The organism is Citreicella sp. C3M06 (genome assembly GCF_018860705.1).
In the GTDB taxonomy this organism is placed as follows: Bacteria; Pseudomonadota; Alphaproteobacteria; order Rhodobacterales; family Rhodobacteraceae; genus Salipiger.
Window position 1 is genome coordinate 205,471 of record NZ_JAHKQA010000072.1, and the last position, 14,688, is coordinate 220,158.

15 protein-coding genes are annotated in these 14,688 nt (G+C 63.0%); 6 read left to right on the forward strand and 9 right to left on the reverse strand.

The window, feature by feature from the left end; translation table 11 throughout:
- Positions 1–7 precede the first annotated feature (7 nt).
- The 3 genes from KO516_RS15890 to metF all read right to left on the reverse strand — a co-directional run bounded on the left by KO516_RS15890 (position 8) and on the right by metF (position 3,133).
- Positions 8–1,234, reverse strand: coding sequence for a glycosyl transferase (locus tag KO516_RS15890; protein ID WP_216004761.1), 1,227 nt, complete (start codon positions 1,232–1,234; stop codon positions 8–10).
- Positions 1,235–2,017, reverse strand: coding sequence for an HAD-IIB family hydrolase (locus KO516_RS15895; RefSeq protein ID WP_216004762.1), 783 nt, complete (start codon positions 2,015–2,017; stop codon positions 1,235–1,237). It lies immediately after the preceding gene.
- Positions 2,018–2,266: 249 nt separating this feature from the next.
- On the reverse strand, positions 2,267–3,133 hold the full coding sequence (gene metF / locus KO516_RS15900) for a methylenetetrahydrofolate reductase [NAD(P)H] (RefSeq protein WP_216004763.1): 867 nt from the start codon (positions 3,131–3,133) through the stop codon (positions 2,267–2,269).
- A 97-nt stretch (positions 3,134–3,230) separates the two neighbouring features.
- On the opposite strand from metF, the gene KO516_RS15905 reads away from it, so the two are divergent.
- Positions 3,231–4,133 (forward strand): LysR family transcriptional regulator, encoded by a 903-nt coding sequence (locus KO516_RS15905; protein WP_216004764.1) that lies wholly within the window; start codon positions 3,231–3,233, stop codon positions 4,131–4,133.
- Positions 4,134–4,264: 131 nt separating this feature from the next.
- Here the strand turns inward: KO516_RS15905 and KO516_RS15910 are convergent, their stop codons facing one another.
- Positions 4,265–4,471: a cold-shock protein gene (locus KO516_RS15910; protein ID WP_216004765.1), complete on the reverse strand. Its 207-nt coding sequence runs from the start codon at positions 4,469–4,471 to the stop codon at positions 4,265–4,267.
- Between the two features lie 237 nt (positions 4,472–4,708).
- Between KO516_RS15910 and KO516_RS15915 the strand changes: the two genes are divergently transcribed.
- Entirely contained in the window at positions 4,709–5,020 is a 312-nt protein-coding gene (locus KO516_RS15915) for an arsenate reductase family protein (RefSeq protein WP_216004766.1), read from the forward strand.
- A 48-nt stretch (positions 5,021–5,068) separates the two neighbouring features.
- Here the strand turns inward: KO516_RS15915 and thrS are convergent, their stop codons facing one another.
- Entirely contained in the window at positions 5,069–7,015 is a 1,947-nt protein-coding gene (gene thrS / locus KO516_RS15920; RefSeq protein ID WP_216004767.1) for a threonine--tRNA ligase, read from the reverse strand.
- Positions 7,016–7,194: 179 nt separating this feature from the next.
- Between thrS and KO516_RS15925 the strand changes: the two genes are divergently transcribed.
- The gene (locus KO516_RS15925) at positions 7,195–7,482 is read left to right on the forward strand and encodes a hypothetical protein (RefSeq protein ID WP_216004768.1); all 288 of its coding nucleotides are present in this window, start codon (positions 7,195–7,197) and stop codon (positions 7,480–7,482) included.
- 7 nt (positions 7,483–7,489) lie between these two features.
- Here the strand turns inward: KO516_RS15925 and KO516_RS15930 are convergent, their stop codons facing one another.
- Complete coding sequence (locus KO516_RS15930; RefSeq protein ID WP_216004769.1) at positions 7,490–8,179, reverse strand: M48 family metalloprotease; 690 nt, start codon at positions 8,177–8,179, stop codon at positions 7,490–7,492.
- A 197-nt stretch (positions 8,180–8,376) separates the two neighbouring features.
- Here KO516_RS15930 and KO516_RS15935 point away from each other — a divergent pair, with 197 nt between their 5' ends.
- The gene (locus tag KO516_RS15935) at positions 8,377–8,580 is read left to right on the forward strand and encodes a hypothetical protein (RefSeq protein WP_216004770.1); all 204 of its coding nucleotides are present in this window, start codon (positions 8,377–8,379) and stop codon (positions 8,578–8,580) included.
- A gap of 147 nt (positions 8,581–8,727) precedes the next feature.
- On the opposite strand, the gene gyrA is transcribed toward KO516_RS15935, so the two are convergent.
- Complete coding sequence (gyrA, locus tag KO516_RS15940) at positions 8,728–11,472, reverse strand: DNA gyrase subunit A (protein WP_216004771.1); 2,745 nt, start codon at positions 11,470–11,472, stop codon at positions 8,728–8,730.
- A 191-nt stretch (positions 11,473–11,663) separates the two neighbouring features.
- On the opposite strand from gyrA, the gene KO516_RS15945 reads away from it, so the two are divergent.
- The gene (locus tag KO516_RS15945; protein ID WP_216004772.1) at positions 11,664–11,933 is read left to right on the forward strand and encodes an usg protein; all 270 of its coding nucleotides are present in this window, start codon (positions 11,664–11,666) and stop codon (positions 11,931–11,933) included.
- A 164-nt stretch (positions 11,934–12,097) separates the two neighbouring features.
- Here KO516_RS15945 and KO516_RS15950 read toward each other — a convergent pair whose 3' ends face one another.
- Positions 12,098–12,652, reverse strand: a complete 555-nt coding sequence (locus KO516_RS15950) for a YSC84-related protein (protein ID WP_216004773.1) — start codon at positions 12,650–12,652, stop codon at positions 12,098–12,100.
- A 384-nt stretch (positions 12,653–13,036) separates the two neighbouring features.
- On the reverse strand, positions 13,037–14,035 hold the full coding sequence (gene hemB / locus KO516_RS15955; RefSeq protein WP_216004774.1) for a porphobilinogen synthase: 999 nt from the start codon (positions 14,033–14,035) through the stop codon (positions 13,037–13,039).
- 112 nt (positions 14,036–14,147) lie between these two features.
- Here hemB and KO516_RS15960 point away from each other — a divergent pair, with 112 nt between their 5' ends.
- Positions 14,148–14,672, forward strand: coding sequence for a component of SufBCD complex (locus KO516_RS15960; RefSeq protein WP_216004775.1), 525 nt, complete (start codon positions 14,148–14,150; stop codon positions 14,670–14,672).
- Positions 14,673–14,688: the final 16 nt, after the last annotated feature.

The following is a 14,688-nucleotide window of genomic DNA, read 5'->3' on the forward strand; positions in this document are numbered from 1 at the left end:
GCTAACATCACGCCGGGGTGAACTCTGCCTCATCCGCCGCAACCGCGGCCCGATAATCGGCAAGCAGGGTCGGATCGGCGGAATGCACCCGGTTCCACGTCGGGATGAATGGCGTTTCTTGCGGGTTCTCGATGAACATCTGCCCGGCAAGGGTGATGTTTTCGCCGAACATCTCGATGCTGCGTTCCTCGGCATGACGGTCGATCTGCAGCCCGTTCATCCGCGCATCAGCCCAATAGGCCTCGAGCAGATCCAGCGCCGAGCGGTAATAGGTCGCCTTCAGCGTGCGGAACACATGCGGCGTGAACACCGTGCCATCGGCGGCAAGCTTGCGGTAAATCGCCTTGCAGATATCGGTCGACATGCGCGACAGGCCCTTGCTGGCATCCTCGGGCGACAGATCCTGATGCTTGTGATCGTAATTGTCCGCCACCTCGACCTGACAGACCTGCCGCGGCCCGAGATTGCGCCACGCTTCGGACAGCACGCCGATTTCCAGCCCCCAGTCCGAGGGGATGCGCAGATCCGGCAACAGCCCGGTGCGCAGCGCCATTTCGCCCGACAGCGGGTAGCGGAAGGCGCGCAGATAATCGATGTAATCGCGATCGCCGATGGTGCGCTTGAGCGCGATCAGCAGCGGCGAGACCAGCAGCCGCGTCACTCGCCCGTTGAGCTTGCCATTGCCGACGCGGGCGTAATAGCCCTTGGACAACTGGTAGGGAAAGGTCGGGTTGGCCACGGGATAGACCAGCCGGTCGAGCATCTCGCGCTTATAAGTGACGATGTCGCAATCATGGATCGCCATCACCGCGCTGTCGGCGCAGGAAATCAGGTAGCCCATGCAGCCCCAGACGTTCTTGCCCTTGCCCGGCTCAACCGACCCAAGGCCCAGCTCCTTGAGCCGCCTCTGGATGTCTAGCATCCGCGGGCTGTCGTTCCAGATCACCGTGGTCTGTTGCGGCAACACGCTGAAAAAGCTGCGGGCGTGGCGATACTGCGCTTCGTCCGCGCGGTCGAGCCCGATGATGATGCGGTGCAGGTAGCTGACCTTGGCCAGCTCCGACAGGATGTTGGGCAGCGCGTCGCCTTCCAGCTCGGAAAACAGCGACGGCAGAATCAACGAGATCTTGCGGCTTTGCGAAAACGTCTCAAGCTCGTAGATCATCTCTTCAAGGGGGCGCGTGCGCAGGTTGTGAAACTGCGCGATGTTGCCGTTTTGCTGGAAATCCGCCATTCAGGTCTGTCCTTCGGTGACGCCAAGCCTGCCGAGCAGAGCAAGGAGTTCGGTGTTCCAGCCCTTGGGGCCGGGGCTGGTGCTGCGCAGGATACGCCCGGTGGCTTCGCCCGCAAGGGGCGCAATGCCGCTGCCGTGGTCATTGCGGATGACAATGCCATAGCGGGCGGTTTCGATCATTTCGATATCGTTGGGGGCATCGCCAAGGGCGATGGCGGTGTCACGGCCAAGATCGCGCATGATCGCGGCCATCTGCCCGGCCTTGGTGCCGCCAAAGGACAGGGTCAGGAACCGCCCGCCGCGCCGCGCGGTGATGCCCTGCGCGCCAAGCGCCGCCAGAAACGCGTCCAGCCCCGCCGCGCTGCCCGACCACAGTCCCGGTTCGCTGTACTGGCGCGCGCGGGCCAGCGCCGCGCCCGGCAGAGGCAGTCCGGTGATGCGCGCCACCTCGGCATCGTCCATATCGCCAAAGCCGCGATAGGGCGCACGCAGATCGGCTGGCAGCGCGTCTAGTGTTGAACGCAACCTGTGGTAGATCGATCTGTCGCTCACGGCGGCGCCGGGAATCAGCCGTGCCGCGCCGTTTTCAGCGATGATCGGCCAGTCGCCAAGGCCAAGGGCGGCGTGCAGCGGGGCGATCTCGGCGGCGGTCTTTGAACTGGCAAGGATCAGCGGAATGCCCGCCCGCCGCAACGCATCAAGCGCAGGCTGCGCCGCAGCGTAGCTGTAGCTGTCGTGATCCAGAAGCGTTCCGTCCAGATCGGTAAAGACGATCGGTGTCACCTGCGCGCCCCTTTGCTGCCCTGCAGCAAGGTTAAGCAGATTGTTCGCACAGAGCAAATGGCTGTCGCATGATGGCGCAGCAATCAGCCGCAGCGTTGCTGGCTGATCTTGACGCGCCTCAATCCGCCACGAACAGCGCAACGGGGCAGGCGAGACGCGATTCCGGCCGTTCTGACCGTCGCGCGCCTGCAAACGGGGCCGGAGTATGGCATGGACCCGAGGGCCGGATCCATGCCGATCAGGATAGGCTCAGGCGACAGCGCCCAGCGGGGCCGTCGCCGTGACGCCAAGCGCCTCGCAGACATCGCGGGTCAGCTCGGGGCGGTTCAGTGTGTAGAAATGCAGCTGCTCGACGCCGCCGTCGATCAGCTCCGAGCACAGTTCGGTGCACATCGCCGTCGCCAGCAGATCCTGACGGCCATCCTTTTCGGCGGCCTCGAACGCCTCGATCACCCAGCCGGGGATCTTGGTGCCGCAGCCTTCGGCAAAGCGGCGCGCGCCCTTCCAGTTCTCGATCGGGAAGATGCCGGGGATGATCGGCTTGTCGATGCCAGCCTTCGCACACGCGTCGCGGAAACGGAAAAACGTCTCGGCCTCGAAGAAGAACTGAGTCAGCGCTTCGGAAGCACCGGCATCGAGCTTGCGCTTGAGCCAGTCGACATCCGCCTGCGCCGAGGCTGCCTCGGGGTGGATGTCGGGATAGGCACCGACGCGAATGTTGAAATCGCCCGAGTCGCGCAGCGCGGTGATCAGCTCGACCGAGCTGGCAAACCCATCGGGATGGGCGGTAAATCCCGCATCACCCTTGGGCGGATCGCCGCGCAGCGCCACGATGTCGGTCACGCCAGCGGCGCGGAACTGCTCGGCGATGGCCAGCGTCTCGTCGCGGGTGGCATCGACGCAGGTCAGATGCGCAGCGACCTTCAGCCCCGAATGCTTGTGCAGCGTCGCCACCACTTCGCGGGTCAGCTCACGCGTGGTGCCACCGGCGCCATAGGTCACCGACACAAAGCGCGGGCGCAGCGGCGACAGGGTCTGTACCGTGTCCCACAGCCGGAACGTCCCCTCGATGTTGCGGGGCGGGAAAAATTCAAACGAGATCTCGGGGCGGGTCATCAGGCGAAGTCCTTGCGTGTTGCGGCGCCCTTGTGACATATCGACCCTAGTGAGACAAACTCATATATCTCATCAAGAACATGAGGAGGATTTGAGGATGCACATCGAATTTCGGCACCTTCGCACCGTCAAGGCGATCCACGAGGCCGGCGGTCTGGCCCGCGCTGCCGATCAGCTGAACATCACGCAATCGGCGCTGTCGCATCAGATCAAGGGGCTCGAAGAGCAGGCCGGGGTCGAGCTTTTCGTGCGGCGCGCCAAGCCGATGAAACTGTCCGCCGCCGGGCTGCGCCTGCTGCGGCTGGCCGATCAGGTGCTGCCGCAGGTCGAAGCCTTGCAAGAGGAATTCGCCGGGTTGCGCGCCGGAAAATCCGGGCGGCTGCACATTGCCATCGAATGCCACGCCTGTTTCGAATGGCTGTTTCCGGTGCTCGAAGCGTTTCGGCGCAGCTGGCCGGATGTGGATGTCGACATCCGTCCCGGGCTGGCCTTTGACGCCCTGCCGGCGCTGGTCAGGGAAGAGGTCGATGTGGTGATCTCGTCCGATCCCGAGACGCTGCCGGGCGTCACTTTCACTCCGCTGTTCGATTACAGCCCGGTTTTCGTGGCGGCGGCGGCGCATCCGCTGGCGGCCAAGCTATGGATCGAGGCGCAGGATTTTCGCGGCGAGACGCTGATCACCTACCCGGTGGATCGCGCGCGGCTGGATGTGTTCTCGCAGCTTCTGGGGCCGGCCAAGGTTGAACCGGCGGCGATCCGGCAGGTCGAGCTGACGGCGGTCATCCTGCTTCTGGTGGCGTCGAACCGGGGGGTTTCGGTGCTGCCCGACTGGGTGGTGCGCGAGGTGAAATACAGCTCGGATTACGTCACGCGCCCGCTGACCAAGGACGGGCTGAAGCGCAGCCTGTATGCGGCAACGCGCAGCAGCGATCTTGCAAAGCCGTTCATGACCGATCTTGTCCGCCTTGCCGGACAAGAGGCGCGGCGCCTTCAGGCCTGACGGCGCGCCTGTTTTGCGATGGCCCGGTGAGATGGCCCAGTACGATGCCCTAGTGCGATGGCATGGAATGGCCCGGTCCGCGTCGCCGCGAGGGCCGGGCCTTGATTACGTCTCCTGCGAACAGGGCAAGTTCACTGCGTCTTGAGATCGGAGGCCATCATCCGGCCGTCCCGCCCTTCCTTGAGTTCATAGCTCACCTTCTGGTTGTCGGCGAGCCCCGTCAGGCCCGACCGCTCAACCGCCGAGATATGCACAAATACGTCTTTTCCGCCCTCTTCCGGAGCGATGAAACCATAGCCTTTGGTGGTGTTGAACCATTTCACGGTGCCGCTTGGCATGTTCCCGTGCTCCTTACAATCGTCGTCGATACAATAGCCCGGTGTCCCGGACGCCTCGCTACATTCGCCGTTCAGCGGGAAGTCAGCGGTTGGGCTGGTCTTCCGGAACTGATCGACGAAGTCACATTCCAAAGCGTTACACAGGCGATGTAAAAATCAAGAGAAACACTTCGCTCTTGCAGCAATAGGCGATAAATTGTGCGGCGCTACCAAATGCAAGGCGAAGGAGAGGGCGTCATGAAGCTATATGGCCTGAAAAACTGCGACAGCTGCCGCAAGGCGCTCAAGGCGTTGCCAGAGGCGCAACTTGTTGATGTGCGGGGCGAAGGCGTTCCGGCCGAGGTGCTGGAGCAAGCGCTTGAGCAGTTCGGGGACCGCCTGATCAACACCCGCTCGACCACATGGCGTGGGCTTGACGAAGTACAGCGGGCGCAGCCTGCAAAAGAGCTTCTGGCGGCGCATCCGGCGCTGATGAAGCGGCCGCTGATCGTCGATGGCGCGGCGATGTGGCTGGGCTGGGACAAGGATGTGCAGGCGGCGCTTGCCTGAAAAAATGGCCGGACCCTATGGGCCCGGCCATTTCGTATATTTGCGGGATCAGCGCAGATCGGGCGGCGTTGCGTCATGCTTGAGCTGCGCCACGATCTCGTCAAGCGCAGCGACCTGCGTCTGCTTTTCGCCAAGGCGGCGAACGGTGACGGTGCGCTCTTCGACTTCACGCGCGCCCACCGCAAGGATCACCGGAACCTTGCCGACGGAATGCTCGCGCACCTTGTAGTTGATCTTTTCGTTGCGCGTGTCCGCTTCGGCCCGGACCCCGGCGGCCCGCAGCGTCGCGACGACCTCGTCGACATAGGGATCGGCTTCCGAGGTGATCGATGCCACCACGACCTGACGCGGCGCCAGCCAGAACGGCAGCTTGCCGGCGTGTTCCTCGATCAGGATACCGATGAAGCGCTCGAAACTGCCCAGAACGGCGCGGTGCAACATGACGGGGCGGTGCTTTTCACCGTCCTGACCGATATAGCTGGCATCCAGCCGGTCGGGCAGGTTGGGATCGACCTGAAGCGTGCCGCATTGCCATTCACGCCCGATCGCATCGGTCAGGGTGAATTCCAGTTTCGGCCCGTAAAAGGCGCCTTCGCCTTCCTGCAGCTCGAAATCGTAGCCAGCATTGGCGCAGGCATCGCCAAGCGCCTTTTCCACCCGGTCCCAGCTTTCATCGGAGCCGATGCGCTTTTCGGGGCGGGTCGAAAGCTTGATCGTCCAGTTCTCGAACCCAAGGTCGGCATAGATTCCGGCCAGAAATTCGATGAATTTCTTGGTTTCAACTTCGATCTGGCTGTCGGTGCAGAAGATGTGCGCATCGTCCTGGGTAAAGCCGCGCACCCGCATGATGCCATGCAGCGCGCCCGACGGCTCATAGCGGTTGCACGAGCCGAATTCGGCCATGCGCAGGGGCAGGTCGCGATAGGATTTCAGCCCGGAATTGAAGATCTGCACGTGGCACGGGCAGTTCATCGGCTTGAGCGCGTTGATCGACTTTTCGCGGGCATGTTCCTCGTCGACTTCGACGATGAACATATTGTCCTGATAATTGTCCCAATGCCCCGAGGCTTCCCACAGCTTGCGGTCGACGACCTGAGGCGTGTTGACCTCGACATAGCCATCGCGGCGCTGTTGGCGGCGCATGTAATCCTGCAGCGTGGTGTAGATCGTCCAGCCATTCGGGTGCCAGAAAATCTGGCCCGGCGCTTCGGGTTGCAGGTGGAACAGGTCCATCTCGCGGCCCAGCTTGCGGTGGTCGCGCTTGGCGGCTTCCTCAAGGAAATTGAGATAGCCCTGAAGATCCTGCCGGTTGCGGAACGCCACGCCAGAGATGCGTTGCAGCATCGGGCGGTTGACGTCGCCAAACCAGTAGGCGCCCGAAACGCCCATCAGCTTGAAGGCATCGCTGGGCAGCTGCCCGGTATGCTGAAGATGCGGGCCGCGGCACAGATCCTGCCACTCGCCATGCCAGTACATGCGGATCGGCGCGTCTTCGGGGATGCGCTCGAGCAGCTCGATCTTGTAGGGCTCGCCGCTGTCCTCGTAATGCTTGCGGGTGCGCGCACGGTCCCAGATCTCGGTCCGGACCGGCTCGCGGGCGTTGATGATCTCTTTCATCTTGGCTTCGATCTGGCCGAGGTCTTCGGGGGTGAAGGGCTCGGCGCGGTCGAAATCATAGAACCAGCCGTTTTCGGTGACCGGGCCGATGGTGACCTTGGTGTCCGGCCAGATCGCCTGTACGGCGCGGGCCATGACATGCGCCAGATCGTGGCGGATCAGTTCGAGCGCCGGACCGTCGTCCTGCATGGTGTTGATGGCGATGGACGCATCGGATTCGATCGGCCATTGCAGATCCCAGTGCGCGCCGTTGACGGTCGCCGAGATCGCCTTTTTCGACAGGGATTTGGAGATGGACTCGGCGACTTCGGCAGGGGTGATACCCGCCTCATAGTCGCGTGCATTGCCATCGGGGAAGGTGAGGGAAATCTGGGCCATTTGCTGGCTCTCCTCGTCGGTCTGGCGCCCACGGAACGCCCGGTTGCGGGTTATGTCGTCGTTGCCTTTTGGCGGCGCGACGCAAGAGTGTCAAGCAGGTGCAAATCGGCACTGCATGACTTTCACTTGGAAAAGCAGCACACATATATCTAGCACGAGATAACATGAGGTAGACCGAGATGATCAAACAGTCCGCGACGAAAGCCGGCCTTCTGGCGCTTGCGCTGGCGACCCTGTCCCCGCAGCTGGCCAGCGCCCAAAGCCTCAATACGCGGGAATGGACATTTGTCATCGGACGGTCCGTGCCGCTCACCCGGGGCGAGCGCAGCAGCATCCGTTACCTGATTCCGGGCGTCGACATGTCGAGAGTCTCCGCAACCAATAGCGGCAAGTTGCGCGGCGTTCTTCACAGCGATCGCAGCGACAGCTACAAGCGGAACCAGATCAAATGGCTGCTCAAGCGCTAGGGAACACTCAGCGCTCCAGCGCCGCCCAGCGGTCCTGAAGCGACTCGAGCGCCGCAATCCGTTCGCCCGTCTTGGGGTGAGACATCAGCCAGGCCGGAACGCCGCGCCCCGCGGTGTTCATCGCATCGAGCTTGCGAAACAGCGATTTCTGCGCCTCGATCCCGATTCCCGTCTTGTGTAGCAGGGCGGCGGCATAGGCATCGGCCTCGTATTCATCGCCTCGTGACAGGCGGGCGGCGAGAAGCGAGGTCAGGGCATTGGCGATCAGCGGGCCAATGCCCGGAACAAACCGCCCGAGGACCATCACCAGCGCTGTGCGGATGGCGTTCTGGCCGGAAAAATCGATCATGCGTCGCCGCGAATGCCCTAGCGCCACATGGCCAAGTTCATGCGCGATGACCGAGGCCAGTTCCTCGGCCGTGACCTCGCCGGCGCGGTAGCGTTTATAAAAACCGCGCGTGATGAAGATGCGGCCATCGGGCGCGGCAAGGCCATTCACCGGGTCGATCTCGTAGATATTGACCCGAATGCGTGGCAGATCGAGCGATTGCGCCATGCGTTTGGTCAACGCAGCTAGCGTCGGGTCCGCCAGTTCCGTCGATTTCTCATCCAGTTCGCGCGCCGTGCGCCAGCTTGAAAAGCGGTACATGGCGATGGCGTAAAGGATCGCAAGCAGGATGGGGGTAAAGCGCAGCATGGCTTGAATATGGGGCCGGGGGCCGGTGCTGCCAAGGCGGCATCGGGCGCTTTGGGACGGCTGCTGTGGGAAAAATGTCGGCTGCCAGCCTTTTGGGGCGCGCTGCACAGTCTCTTCATATTCCCTGCACACCGGCTCCCGAGACTCTCCGTAGGTCGGTGCTGCAATGGCGAACAACGCCAGAACAGGAGAGACCCATGTTTCGCAAGCACCTCGTGATCGTGTTAACCGCTGCCGCACTGCTGGCCCCGGTATCGTCAACCGCGCAGCAGGCTCCTGTACCTGCGCCAGCGCCGCAACCTGCCCATGCGGCTCCGGCGCCCGGAGGCGTCGGGCCGGCCATGTGGCTTCCCGTCGCGGCGTTGGTCGTGGTGATTGCCGCTTTTGCGCAGCACCGCTGATGCTGCGGGCTTTGCACGCCGCGCAGAGCTGGTGAAACGAAAGAAGCCCGGAGCAGCGCGCTCCGGGCTTCGTCCTGTGTCAGAGATCCCTCCACGGCGCCCGCCATGTGTCGCTGTGGGCACAGGCGGGCTGTCCATGGCAGAGGATTAGCTTTCAGCGCTTTCGTCGTCCTCGCCCTGATCGGCGATCCACGCGACCGACACCACGGTTTCATCGGCGCGCGTGTTGAAGACCTTGACCCCACCAGCGTTGCGGGAGCGGAACGAGATGCCATCGATCGGAACCCGGATCGACTGGCCGGTGGAGGTCGCCAGCATGATCTGGTCTTCCATCTCGACCGGGAAAGAGGCCACGATCTCGCCGCCGCGCATGGTCTTTTCCCATGCGGTGACGCCCATGCCGCCCCGCCCACGCACCGGATAGTCATGCGAGGAGGTCAGTTTGCCAAGCCCCTTGGCAGTGATGGTCAGCAGCAGGTTCTCGGCGGCGGACATCTGGGCATAACGCTCGGTCGGCAGCAGGCTGTCGGCATTGCCATCTTCCTCGTCAGCGCCTTCGTCGTCGGTGACACCGGCCATCAGGCGGCGCATCTTGAGGTAAGAAGCGCGCTCGTCCGAGGTTGCGTCGAAATGGCGGATCACCGACATCGACACCACCTCATCCGATCCCAGCAGCCGCACGCCGCGCACCCCGGTCGAGGCGCGCGAGTTGAACACGCGCACGTCAGGCACCGGGAAACGAATTGCGCGGCCCGAGCTGGTGACCAGCATGATATCGTCATCTTCGGAACAGATGCGGGCGTTGATCAGGCGGGTGCTTTCATCCTCGCCTTCGAATTTCATCGCGATCTTGCCGTTGCGCATGACGTTGGTGAAATCCGACAGGCGGTTGCGGCGCACCGACCCCTTGGAGGTGGCGAAGACGATCTGCAGATCGTCCCATTCCGCCTCGTCGCGGTCGACCGGCATGATCGCTGCGACCGAAACCCCCTGCGGGATCGGCAGGATGTTGACGATGGCCTTGCCCTTGGACGTACGGCCGCCCTGCGGCAGACGCCAGCACTTGAGCTTGTAGACCATGCCCGCCGTGGTGAAGAACAGCAGCTGCGTGTGGGTGTTGGCCACGAACAGCTGGGTGACAACGTCATCCTCTTTGAGCGAGCCGCCCGACACACCCTTGCCACCGCGCTTTTGCGCGCGGAAATCGGCCAGCGGGGTGCGCTTGATGTAGCCCTCGGCGGTGACGGTGACGACCATGTCTTCGCGTTCGATCAGGTCTTCGTCTTCAAGGTCGCCAGCCCAGTCGATGATCTCGGTGCGGCGGGGCACTGCGTGCAGGTCGCGCACGGCCTTCATCTCGTCGGTGATGATGCCCATGATGCGTTCGCGGCTGGACAGGATCTCGAGATATTCGCGGATCTTTCCGGCCAGCTCTTCGAGCTCGTCGGTGACTTCCTTGACGCCCAGCTGGGTGAGCCGTTGCAGGCGCAGTTCCAGAATGGCGCGGGCCTGGGTTTCCGACAGGTTGTAGGTGCCGTCGTCGTTGGCGGTATGGGTCGGATCGTCGATCAGCGCGATATAGGGCAGGATTTCCTCGGCCGGCCAGCGGCGGGTCATCAGCTTTTCGCGCGCTTCGGCGGCATCGGCAGAGCCTCGGATGGTGCGCACCACCTCGTCAACGTTGCTGACGGCCACGGCGAGGCCGCACAGAACATGCGCCCGCTCGCGCGCCTTGCGCAGCAGGTAGGCGGTGCGCCGCGCCACCACATCTTCGCGGAAATCCACGAAAGCGGTGAGGAAGGCGCGCAACGTCAGCTGTTCGGGCTTGCCGCCGTTGAGCGCCAGCATGTTGCAGCCAAACGAGGTTTGCATCGGGGTGAAGCGATACAGCTGGTTGAGCACCACCTCGGCGGTGGCGTCGCGCTTGAGCTCGATCACCACGCGCACGCCCGAGCGGTCGGATTCATCCTGAACGTGGGCGATGCCCTCGATCCGCTTGTCGCGAACGGATTCGGCGATGCGTTCGATCATCACCGCCTTGTTCACCTGATAGGGGATCTCGTCGATGACGATGGCAAAGCGGTCGCGCCTGATCTCTTCGACGCGGGTCTTGGCGCGAATGATGACACTGCCGCGCCCTTCGAGATAGGCCTTGCGCGCGCCCGACCGGCCAAGGATCACGCCGCCCGTCGGGAAATCGGGGGCTGGAATATAGTCGATCAGCTGCTCAGAGGACAGATCGGGGTTTTCGATCAGCGCCAGCGTCGCGTCGATCACCTCGCCAAGGTTGTGCGGCGGGATACGCGTCGCCATGCCGACGGCGATGCCTTCGGAGCCGTTGACAAGAATGTTGGGATAGCGCGCGGGCAGCACCACCGGCTCCAGACGCTCATTGGCGTAGTTCGGGACAAAATCGACGGTGTCCTTGTCGATGTCCTCGAGCAGCGCCTCGGCGGATCGTTCAAGCCGGGCTTCCGTATAGCGGTAGGCGGCGGGCGGATCGCCGTCCATCGAGCCAAAGTTGCCCTGACCGTCGATCAGCGTCAGCGACATCGAGAAATCCTGCGCCATCCGCACCAGCGCATCATAGATCGCGCTGTCGCCATGCGGGTGATAGCGGCCCATCACGTCGCCCACGGCCGTCGCGCATTTGCGATAGCCCTTGGCGCGGGTCTGACCATTCTCCCACATGGTGTAGAGAATGCGTCGATGCACCGGCTTGAGGCCATCGCGCAGATCCGGAATCGCGCGGCTGACGATGACGCTCATGGCGTAGTCGAGATAGCTCGATTTCATCTCGTCGATGATCGAGATTCCGGGCCCCTTGTAGGTGGGGCGTTCGGGTCCGCCCATTTCTTCGTCGTTCTCAGGGGGTTCGGGCGTATCAGTCACGGGGTTCGCCTGCTTGTTCTTGTGCTATATCTTGTTAGCGGGGGTTATACCCCAGACAGGATGTTGCGCGCAATGGCCGCACACGCGGTTTTCTGGCAGCCGCCAACTTCGGGTGATAACAGCCTGTTTTCATTGAAATATAACGACTCGTACGGCACCGTTCTAGGATGGAACCCGCAAGAGGTAAAGCGATGCAGGAAACGCCGACAGAGCTCATGCTGAAAGGCTATGGGCTGACCACCGCCGAGATCTTCTACCGCATGCCGGACTATCGGAACGTTCTCAACACCTTTGTATGGCAGGAATACGATCTGGCGCCGGATCATCCGAAGCTGTTCGGCTTCATTGAATTCTGGCAGGACAAGATCGAAGGTCCTCTGCATTCGGTGCGTTTCACGCACCGCAAAATGATGTCTTCGGGCGAATGGCGGCAAGTTGTGGGCGAATTTCGCTACCACTAAGAGGAAGGAAAGGGGGCGCTGCCCCCTTCGCGGGCCGGAGCCCGCTTACCCCCGGGATATTTAGAGCCAGAAGAAAACCGGGCCCGCGCTTCTTCTGGCTCTAAATATCCCGGGGTGAATTCGCCGTCAGGCGAAGAGGGGCAGCGCCCCCGCCGCGAGGCAAATCACGGGATGATCCGCGAATATTTCGTGCCGTCAAGCGTCGCGCCAAGGCGCAGGCCGGATTGCCCGAAGATCACCGCAATCACTGGCGACATCGAGGTGGTCGTCTCGGCGGCGAGCGTATCGCCCTTTTCCGGGGTCGCGTATTCAATATTGGCGCCAGCGGCCCAGCCCGTGGAGCGACGGAAATCAGAGAGGGCGTTCTGGGTCATGAAGAACAGCACATGCGCGTATTGCTGAGCGCCGATCTGCAGGCCGCCAGACCCCTTGACCATCGAATAGTAATCCACCGTGGAGCCACCCACGCGCAGCGCACCGCGGCCGTAGGCACCGCCAATGCCAAGCCCGGCTTCGGTCACCAGCGGCATCACCAGCATCCCGGCAGCTTTGTTGCCCAGATCGACAGTGCCGGGGAACTGATAGTACATCTGGCTGAGCGTGGAATCGACGCGCGCGTCGATGGTCGCGCCGCCGGTGCTTCCCACACCGTTTGCGCAGGCGGAGAGTGCTCCCATCGCGCCGAGCGAGAGGGTGAGCGTGCGTCGGGTCATGTTCATCGGTCTGCTCTCTTGTCCTGATGCCAGGGCCCTCTCCCATCGGGCCGGTGCCTGTTCTGGTCCGGCTGTACCGCCGGTTGTGCGGAAATGATAGCCAAGGTGGCTGCGAGTGTCACCCGCCATATGTCTTGCCCGGCAGGGTTCCGCGCGGTCAAGCTGTTTTCGTGGCAGCGCCAGCCTGCTGGTCGCAGCGATGATCGCTCTGACGCGTCGCTGGATGGCGGTCTCTGCTTGGGAGGACAGTTGATGGTGGGTCGCGCTGGTGCATCAAGTTAAGGGGCAGGTGTTTTGTCGTTTGCCGGATAGCGGGGCGAGCTGTGGCGCCACCGCCCCGCTGACATTGCATCTCGGCAGACGTGATGCGCTTGCCAGCGGCTCAGCGGCTCAGCCGTTCAGCAGCCGTGCCGCAGCGGGGGCGAAATAGGTCAGCACCCCGTCGCAGCCGGCGCGCCGGAAACACATCAGGCTTTCCAGCATCACCTTGTTTCCATCCAGCCAGCCGCGCTCGAAAGCGCCGGTCAGCATCGCGTATTCCCCCGACACCTGATAGGCAAAGGTCGGCGCGCCGAAGCTGTCCTTGGCGCGGCGGCAGATATCAAGGTAAGGCATCCCCGGTTTGACCATCACCATGTCGGCGCCTTCGGACAGGTCGCGCTCGATCAGGCGCATCGCCTCGTCGGAATTGGCGGGCTGCATCTGGTAGGTGGCCTTGTCGCCCTTGAGCGCCCCCGAGGCGCCGAGCGCATCGCGGAACGGGCCGTAAAAGCCGCTCGCGTATTTGGCCGAATAGCTCATGATCGCGGTGTTCTTGAAACCCTCACGCTCCAGCTCCGAGCGGATCGCGGCGATGCGCCCGTCCATCATGTCGGACGGGCCGATGATGTCGCAGCCCGCGCGCGCCTGCGATAGCGCCTGTTTCACCAGCGCCTCGACCGTTTCGTCGTTGACGATCTCGCCGTCCACCACAAAGCCGTCATGCCCGGTCGAGGAATAGGGATCGAGCGCCACATCGGTCATCACCGCGATGTCCGGCACCGCGTCCTTGATGGCGCGAATGGCGCGGTTGGTCAGGTTTTCCGGGTTCCACGCCTCGGCGGCGTCTTCGCTGCGCAGGGCAGGGTCGGTATAGGGAAACAGGCAGATCGCCGGGATGCCGAGCGCATGGGCCTCGCGCGCCGCCTCGACCACCTTGTCCACCGAAAGCCGGTTCACCCCGGGCATCGAGCCGATGGGTTCCACCACGCCGCTGCCGTCGCGCACAAACACCGGCCAGATGAGATCCGACGGGCTCAGCACCGTTTCAGCGACCAGTGCGCGGATCGCCGGGCTGGTGCGCAGGCGGCGCAGGCGTGTTGCGGGAAAACCGGCAATCGTGGGTTTCATCGTGGGCCTCTCTTGATAACACGGCTCTTGGGTGGCATGGAAAGGCGGCTGTCACAAGGCCCGGCACTTTGCGTGCTTCAACAGGCCGCGCGCAAGAGGGGCCCTGCGACAAGTGGATTGGTACCAAACCGTTCTCGAGACCATTGACCTGCGGTCGTTCTCCAACCTGTGGTACTGGATCGCGCTTGCGGTCACATGGTCGAAGGCCAGCCACTGGGTGCTGGGGGTGCCGTTCGACATGGTCGTGCGCGCCAAGCGCAACGGCGGGCAGGCGGCAAGCGATCTTGAAGACATGGTCCGCATCAACGTCAATCGCATTCTGTTCACCGTCAACGAGGCTGGAGTCTGGATTGTCGCTTTCGGCGCACTGTTCCTGACCATGCTGCTGGTGGCGGGGTTCTGGTATGGGGTCGAGCTGACTCAGGCCGTGGCTTTGATCGTGGTGCCGATGACGCTGGTTGCGCTTCTGAGCCTGCGGGTGGCGAAGCAGATCCGCAGTCTGGGTCTGAGCGGCCCGGAGCTGTGGCAACGCCTCGCGACGCATCGCTTCTGGATTCAGGTGATCGGCCTGATTTCGATCTTCATCACGGCGCTTTGGGGCATGTTCCAGAACATGGGGTATCAGACGCTCGGCTAAGGCGCGCATTGTGGTT